Source organism: Pinirhizobacter sp. (genome assembly GCF_035317885.1).
Taxonomy (GTDB): domain Bacteria; phylum Pseudomonadota; class Gammaproteobacteria; order Xanthomonadales; family Rhodanobacteraceae; genus Pinirhizobacter.
This window is the reverse complement of sequence record NZ_DATHFX010000185.1, coordinates 1-6,189: the sequence shown is the minus strand read 5'-3', so window position 1 is coordinate 6,189 and position 6,189 is coordinate 1. Positions and strand designations below refer to the sequence as shown.

8 protein-coding genes and 1 pseudogene are annotated in these 6,189 nt (G+C 66.9%); 4 read left to right on the top strand and 5 right to left on the bottom strand.

Annotated features, from left to right (window positions below; all coding sequences use genetic code 11):
- Together VK519_RS05860 and purE are read right to left on the bottom strand one after the other, a co-directional pair.
- Positions 1–192, bottom strand: a pseudogene (locus VK519_RS05860) (5-(carboxyamino)imidazole ribonucleotide synthase); the annotation flags it as partial.
- Positions 189–692, bottom strand: coding sequence for a 5-(carboxyamino)imidazole ribonucleotide mutase (gene purE, locus VK519_RS05855; RefSeq protein WP_324348187.1), 504 nt, complete (start codon positions 690–692; stop codon positions 189–191). The gene purE and the pseudogene VK519_RS05860, both read right to left, overlap by 4 nt.
- A gap of 65 nt (positions 693–757) precedes the next feature.
- Here purE and VK519_RS05850 point away from each other — a divergent pair, with 65 nt between their 5' ends.
- The 4 genes from VK519_RS05850 to VK519_RS05835 all read left to right on the top strand — a co-directional run bounded on the left by VK519_RS05850 (position 758) and on the right by VK519_RS05835 (position 4,774).
- Positions 758–1,030: a Trm112 family protein gene (locus VK519_RS05850; protein ID WP_324348186.1), complete on the top strand. Its 273-nt coding sequence runs from the start codon at positions 758–760 to the stop codon at positions 1,028–1,030.
- Positions 1,031–1,126: 96 nt separating this feature from the next.
- Positions 1,127–3,412: a DUF1631 domain-containing protein gene (locus VK519_RS05845; protein ID WP_324348185.1), complete on the top strand. Its 2,286-nt coding sequence runs from the start codon at positions 1,127–1,129 to the stop codon at positions 3,410–3,412.
- Positions 3,409–4,278 (top strand): carboxylating nicotinate-nucleotide diphosphorylase, encoded by an 870-nt coding sequence (nadC, locus tag VK519_RS05840; protein ID WP_324348184.1) that lies wholly within the window; start codon positions 3,409–3,411, stop codon positions 4,276–4,278. Before VK519_RS05845 ends, nadC begins: the two co-directional genes overlap by 4 nt.
- A 46-nt stretch (positions 4,279–4,324) precedes the next feature.
- The gene (locus VK519_RS05835) at positions 4,325–4,774 is read left to right on the top strand and encodes a DUF3301 domain-containing protein (RefSeq protein WP_324348183.1); all 450 of its coding nucleotides are present in this window, start codon (positions 4,325–4,327) and stop codon (positions 4,772–4,774) included.
- Between the two features lie 3 nt (positions 4,775–4,777).
- On the opposite strand, the gene VK519_RS05830 is transcribed toward VK519_RS05835, so the two are convergent.
- The 3 genes from VK519_RS05830 to VK519_RS05820 form a co-directional block, all read right to left on the bottom strand.
- The gene (locus tag VK519_RS05830) at positions 4,778–5,203 is read right to left on the bottom strand and encodes a ClpXP protease specificity-enhancing factor (protein ID WP_324348188.1); all 426 of its coding nucleotides are present in this window, start codon (positions 5,201–5,203) and stop codon (positions 4,778–4,780) included.
- Between the two features lie 26 nt (positions 5,204–5,229).
- Entirely contained in the window at positions 5,230–5,856 is a 627-nt protein-coding gene (locus tag VK519_RS05825) for a glutathione S-transferase N-terminal domain-containing protein (RefSeq protein ID WP_324348182.1), read from the bottom strand.
- An 80-nt stretch (positions 5,857–5,936) separates the two neighbouring features.
- The coding region (locus tag VK519_RS05820; RefSeq protein WP_324348181.1) for a cytochrome c1 at positions 5,937–6,189 on the bottom strand (253 nt) is incomplete at its 5' end.

Below are 6,189 nucleotides of genomic sequence, written 5' to 3'. Positions count from 1 at the left end.
GCCGGCGAACCCGGCCAGGGCCTGCGCGTCGCTGTAGTCGGCCACCAGTAGCGGGCCCACCTGCCCGGCGCAGGCATCGGCCGCGCCGTCCACCACATAGGTGCGCACGCCCAGGGGCGCGGCGGCAAGGGTGAGCATACGGGCCAGCTGACCCCCGCCCAGGATCCCGAGTACCGGCTGGCGACGACTCATGGGCGGGGATCCGGCTTGTCGAGCACCGCGGCTGTCTGACGGGCACGGAATTCGTCCAGTGCGCGGGCCACGGCCGGATCGTGCAGGGCCAGCACGGCAGCGGCCAGGAGTCCGGCATTGCAGGCGCCGGCACGGCCGATGGCCAGCGTGCCTACTGGGATACCGGCCGGCATCTGCGCGATGGAAAGCAGGGAATCCATGCCATTGAGGGCCTTCGATTGCACCGGCACGCCAAATACGGGGAGGCGCGTCTTGGCAGCCAGCATGCCCGGCAGGTGGGCGGCGCCACCGGCACCGGCGATGATGACCTGCAGGCCACGGCCTGCCGCTTCTTCGGCATAGGTAAAAAGAAGATCCGGCGTGCGGTGCGCCGAGACCACCCGGACCTCATGCGCGATACCCAGATCCGTCAGGATGTTGCAGGCGTGCTCCATGGTCTCCCAGTCGGAAGACGAGCCCATCACCACGCCCACGCGGGGCGCCGAAGCTGCAGGAGTCATCGCCTGGATATCCAAAAAAGCGTTATTGTAAGCGCATTCTAGGCATTAGGCATTGGCCGCCCCCCATGGACAAGCGTCTGCTCGACATCCTCTGCTGCCCCGTCAGCAAGCGCCCGCTGAGAACCCTCAAATCGGGTGAGCTGGAAATTCTCAACGCCGGCATCGAGAAGGGGCAGGTACAGAACGTGGCCGGCGAGAAGCTCTCCCAGCGCGTGGACGAAGCCCTGGTCACCACCGACGGCAAGGTGGTCTACCGGGTGGACGACGGCATCCCCGTCATGCTTCCCGAGCAAGGTATTGGCACCGTCCAGTTCAACGAGTGGCCGGCAAGCCCTTGAACAGCCCGTCCGTGATAGGGGTCACAAACCAAAACCCGCTTTCCGGCAAACTTGTCCGTCGGAGCGGGGGCTTCCCAAGCGAATCCAGGTGCGGCGATGAGTAACGCCAAAGAGCCTTCCAATGTGGTGGACCTGGGCGCGCGGCTCGACCCGCGAGAAAGCCGGGTGGGAGACCTCCTGATCGCCGTCCGCGGCATCGCCACGCAAAAGCTGCACGCGCTGGCCAGCAACATGTTCGAGAACGTCGACGACGCCCTGTTCGACCTGGCCGAGAAAGCCGAGAGCAACGCGGCGCAAACCCAGTACTTCGACGGCATGCGCGAAGTGCGCAAGAAGCGGGCGCTGGTGGAGCGCAGCTTCCTTGGGCAGACCACCCGCGACTTCGCCGACTTCTCTGCCGGCCGCGCCCGCAGCGAACCGGACAACCCCGAGCGCAACGCCTTCGTGACACCGGAGCTTTCGCTCGTGGGCGAAAGCGAGCTTGAGGAATCGCTCGCCATCACCAGCATGGTGGGCAAGAACGAAACCCGCATGGCGCGTGCCCTGTTCGCGGTAAACCAGCGCCTGTCGGTGATCTGTGGCGGCACCCGCACCGACGACGCCAACAATCCCATCGGGCCCAGTGCACTGTCGCAGGCGTTCCGCCAGGCCGTGCGCGAACTGGGCGTGGATGTCAGGGTGAAGCTGATCATCTACAAGCTGTTCGATCGCTACGTGCTGTCGGGCCTGGATGAGCTCTACGACGAGGTCAACAACGAACTGGCCAAGGCCGGCGTGTTGCCGCAACTACGCCACGAACTTCCCGGGCGCCGCACCGATGGCGCAACCCCGCGCGTGTCGGCCGACGGCACGCCCCTGCCCCCCGACTACCAGGCCGATGAAGGCGCCAACGGCGACTACACCGCCGACATCATGCTTACCCTGCAGTCGCTCTTCAGCGCTCGGCGCGGCGTGGTGGGCCACGGCGGCCAGGCGGGCGGCGGCATGGCAGGCAGCCAGTACGCCGCGGGCCCCGCCGGACCGCCGCCAACCCCGGCGGAACTGCTTGGCGCGCTCACCCTGCTGCAGAGCCAGATCGCCGGGACCACGCACGGCGTGCCGCTAAGCCCCGCCGAAAGCAATGCAGAAGTCGGCCACCTGAAGGAACAGCTGCTGTTGCAGCTGGGCCAGTTGCGCGGCCAGCCGTCCACGCACGTGGCCAGCATGGACGAGGACACCATCGACCTCGTCGGCATGCTGTTCGAATTCATCCTCGAAGACCGCAACCTCCCGGCCGAGATGCAGGTACTGCTGGCCCGCCTGCAGATTCCGTACCTGAAGGTCGCGCTGATCGACCGGCGCATGTTCGCCCATCGCAACCATCCGGCGCGCCGCCTGCTCGACGCGCTGGCCGACGCCGGCAAGGGCTGGTCGGTGGATGCCGACCGCGACCACCGCCTGTACGACAAGGTCAAATCCATCGTCGATCGCCTGCTGCAGGATTTCGACGACGACATGCACATCTTCGACCGCCTGTCGGGCGAGTTGCAGGAGTTCCTGGACGTCGGCCGCAAGCGCGCGGAGCTGGCCGAGCAGCGCGTGGCCGAATCCACCCGCGGCCGCGAGAAGCTCGAGCAGGCGCGCCGCCGCGCCGCACGCGAGATCGTCGACCGCATCGGCCAGCGGCACCTGCCGGCGCTGGCGCATGGCGTGCTTACCCGCGCCTGGGCCAACTATCTTGTACTAACGCTCCTGCGCCAGGGCGATGAATCACCCGAGTTCCGCGAGGCGCTGCGCTTCGTCGACGATTTCATCGCCACCGTGCAGCCGATGTCCGATGCCACCACGCGGCAACTGCTGCGCAACCGCCTGCCCTTCATCGAGCGCAACCTGCGCCGGGGCCTGGCTGCCGTGGCGTTCCAGGAAGGCGATACCGAACAACTGATGGTGCAGCTGCAGGAGTTCTACCGCCAGCAGTTGGGCGAGGCGCGCGCGCCGTCACCGGATACCCCGCCAGCGCCGCTGCCGATCCCTGATTCCATCCAGGCCATCGTCGAGCCGGAACTGCTCGAACCCGAAGACGACGAGCTGGGCATCGACGACGATGCCATCGCCGACAACTTCCTGGCCCAGGCCGCGGAGTTACGCGTGGGCCAGTGGGTAGCCTTCCTCGACGAAGAGGAAAACAGCGAGCGTGCCAAGCTGTCGTGGATCAGCCCGATCAGCGGCCGCTACCTGTTCGTCAACCGCCGTGGCCTGAAAGTGGCCGACCACAGCCAGGTGTCGCTGGCCGCCGCGCTTGCCAACGGCCGCGCCACGGTGCTCGAATCCGCGTTGCTGTTCGACCGTGCGATGGACGCCATCGTCGAGAAGCTGCGCCAGCCCGGCTCGGATACTCCATGAACGCATCATCTTCCCCGGCCGCGCCGCTGGCGCGGCCGGATCCCATTCGCGTGGACGCCGACGTGGCGCGCGCCTTGGCCGAGGACATCGGCGGTGGCGATGTCACCGCGGACCTTCTTCCCCACGATGCCACCGCCAGCGCGGTGCTGACCTGCCGCGAAGATGCGGTCCTCGCCGGCCAGGACTGGTTCGACGCCTGCTTCCGCCATCTGGACCCGCACGTGGTGATCCACTGGAACGCAGCCGATGGCGACCGCCTCGCCGCGGGCCAGGTGATCTGCATGCTGCACGGCGGCGCCCGCGCCCTGGTGACGGCCGAGCGCTCGGCGCTGAACTTCCTGCAACTGATCTCGGGCACGGCCACCGCCACCGCCCGCTTCGTGGCGGAGGTCGCCGGCACCCGCACGCGCATCCTCGACACACGCAAGACACTGCCGGGCCTGCGCATGGCGCAGAAGTACGCCGTGCTTTGTGGCGGCGGCACCAATCACCGGGTGGGCCTGTTCGACGCCATCCTGGTGAAGGAAAACCACATCATCGCCGCCGGCGGCATCGACCGTGCGGTCAAAGCCGGACGCACCCTGCATCCCCGGTTGCTGCTGGAAGTGGAGGTGGAGACACTCGATGAACTCCGCCAGGCCATCGGCGCCGGCGTCGACCGCATCCTGCTGGACAACTTCACCCACGAGAACCTTCTCGAAGCGGTGCGCATTGCCGACGGCCGGGTGCCCCTGGAGGTATCGGGCAACGTGGAGATCGCCTCGCTGGCGCGGATCGCTGCCACGGGCGTCGATTTCATTTCCATCGGCGCCTTGACCAAGCACGTTCGGGCGATCGACCTTTCGCTGCGACTTCAGCTGGATTAGCCCTCCAGCGCTTGCGAGTGGGGCCCGGCGGCCACACACTGCTTGCATGCTTTCGCTAACCGACCTTTTCGTCATGCTCCTGCTATGTGGCCTGGTGGCCTCATGGATGGGGCTGACGGCTGCGCGGGAGCGTGCCGTGGCGCAGGCATCGCGGCTGTGCAGCGAAAACGACGTGCAGTTGCTGGACCAGAGCGTGGCGCTATCGGCCCTGCGCCTGTACCGGCACGACGGCCACCTGGGCGTGGAAGTGCGCTATGGCTTCGAAGTAAGCCTGGACGGCCGCACGCGGCAGCGGGGCCAGATCTGGATGCGGGGACGCCGGGTGGCCCGGCTGGTGATGCCCGAGCGGGATGTATCCGCCCTGGCTTCGGCCGAGCCCGATTATCCCGAAGCCGTCTACGGCCCCCGGCGGCCGCCGGCCACGCCCAGGCGCATCGCCGAAGGCAGCGCCGACAACGTCATCCCGTTCCGGCCAAAGCCGAAAGATCCTTCGTAAGGGTTACTTCACCACCCGCAGGTGCGGCGCACCGCGCTTTGGGCGATCGTCGGACGGCGGCGGCTCGGAATCGCCGTCCGCATCGTTGCCACCACCGCCCTCGCCTGCCACGGAGGAATTGTCGTCGGCCGGGAACATCATGCCCTGGCCGTTCTCCTGCGCGTACAGCGCCAGCACGGCCGTAACCGGGATGCTGATCGACTGGCTCACGCCGGAAAAACGTGCCTGGAAGCTGATGACGTCGTTGCCGAGGTCGAGGTTGGCCACCGCACGCATGGCCAGGTTCAGCACCACCTGGCCGTTCTTGATCACGTGGCTGGGCACTTTCACCCCGGCCTGGCCGGCGTCGACCAGCACATAGGGGGTAAGCCCGTTGTCGCTGATCCAGTCGTAGATCGCCCGCAACAGGTACGGGCGATTGGAAGTCATGCCGGTGGGTTCGCTGGTATCAGTCATTACAGTTCGCGCATCGCTTTTTCTTCAGGCGTCAGGCTACGCGCAAACCCCTGGGTGTGGAATAGCCGTTCGCCGTAATCGATGATCGGCTTGCCTTCCTTGCCCAAATCAACCCCGAGCATCGACAGGCGCCAGACCACCGGAGCCACCAGGCAATCGGCGAGGCTCATTTCCGGGTTCAGGAAGAAACGCGAGGCCTTGAACAGCGGTACGGCCTCGAGCAAGTGCTCGCGCAACCGCTTGCGGGCGGCCTCGGCGGGCTTGCCGCCGGCGCGGATCATAGTGATCTCGGGCAGCCAGTCACGCTCGATCCGCACCGAGGCCAGGCGCAGGCGGGCCCGGGACAGCGGGTCGATCGGCATCAGCGGCGGGTGCGGGTAGCGCTCGTCGAGGTACTCGCATACCACGTAGGTGTCGTAGAGCGTGAGGTCGCGGTCGACCAGGGTCGGCAGCGTGCCATAGGGATTGAGGTCAACCAGGTCGGCCGGCGGCTTCTCCGGGTCGACCATGATGCGTTCGTAGCTGACGCCCTTGGCGGCGAGCACGAGGCGCGTACGGTGGCACTGGACGTCCTCGGCGGTGGTATAGAGCGCGAGTACGGTCCGCGAACGGGCGTTTTGCACCATAACCTTGCTCTCCTCCCCTGGAAAATGCCGGCTTTAGCCTACCCTATGAAGAAGGGCGGCTTGCGCCGCCCTTGCGCCCTTTAGTGGACGTCCTTCCAGTACTCATGCTTGAGCATATACGCCAGGAAGGTGAAACCGGCCAGGAACAGGATCACCCATACGCCCATCGACTGCCGCTGGAGCGCCGCGGGCTCGGCCGCGTATTCCAGGAAGGCGGTGAGGTCGCGGGTGGCATCCCTGAACTGTTCCGGGGTCAGGCGGCCGGGCTGGGCCAGTTCCAGCTTCTCGACCGGGGCTTCGCCCTGGGCGTCGGGCTTGCCCTTGACCGCCACT

Coding starts and splice junctions, on each gene's coding strand:
- purE (WP_324348187.1), bottom strand. CDS start 692: ATGACTCCTGCAGCTTCGGCGCCCCGCGTGGGCGTGGTGATGGGCTCG.
- VK519_RS05850 (WP_324348186.1), top strand. CDS start 758: ATGGACAAGCGTCTGCTCGACATCCTCTGCTGCCCCGTCAGCAAGCGC.
- VK519_RS05845 (WP_324348185.1), top strand. CDS start 1,127: ATGAGTAACGCCAAAGAGCCTTCCAATGTGGTGGACCTGGGCGCGCGG.
- nadC (WP_324348184.1), top strand. CDS start 3,409: ATGAACGCATCATCTTCCCCGGCCGCGCCGCTGGCGCGGCCGGATCCC.
- VK519_RS05835 (WP_324348183.1), top strand. CDS start 4,325: ATGCTTTCGCTAACCGACCTTTTCGTCATGCTCCTGCTATGTGGCCTG.
- VK519_RS05830 (WP_324348188.1), bottom strand. CDS start 5,203: ATGACTTCCAATCGCCCGTACCTGTTGCGGGCGATCTACGACTGGATC.
- VK519_RS05825 (WP_324348182.1), bottom strand. CDS start 5,856: ATGGTGCAAAACGCCCGTTCGCGGACCGTACTCGCGCTCTATACCACC.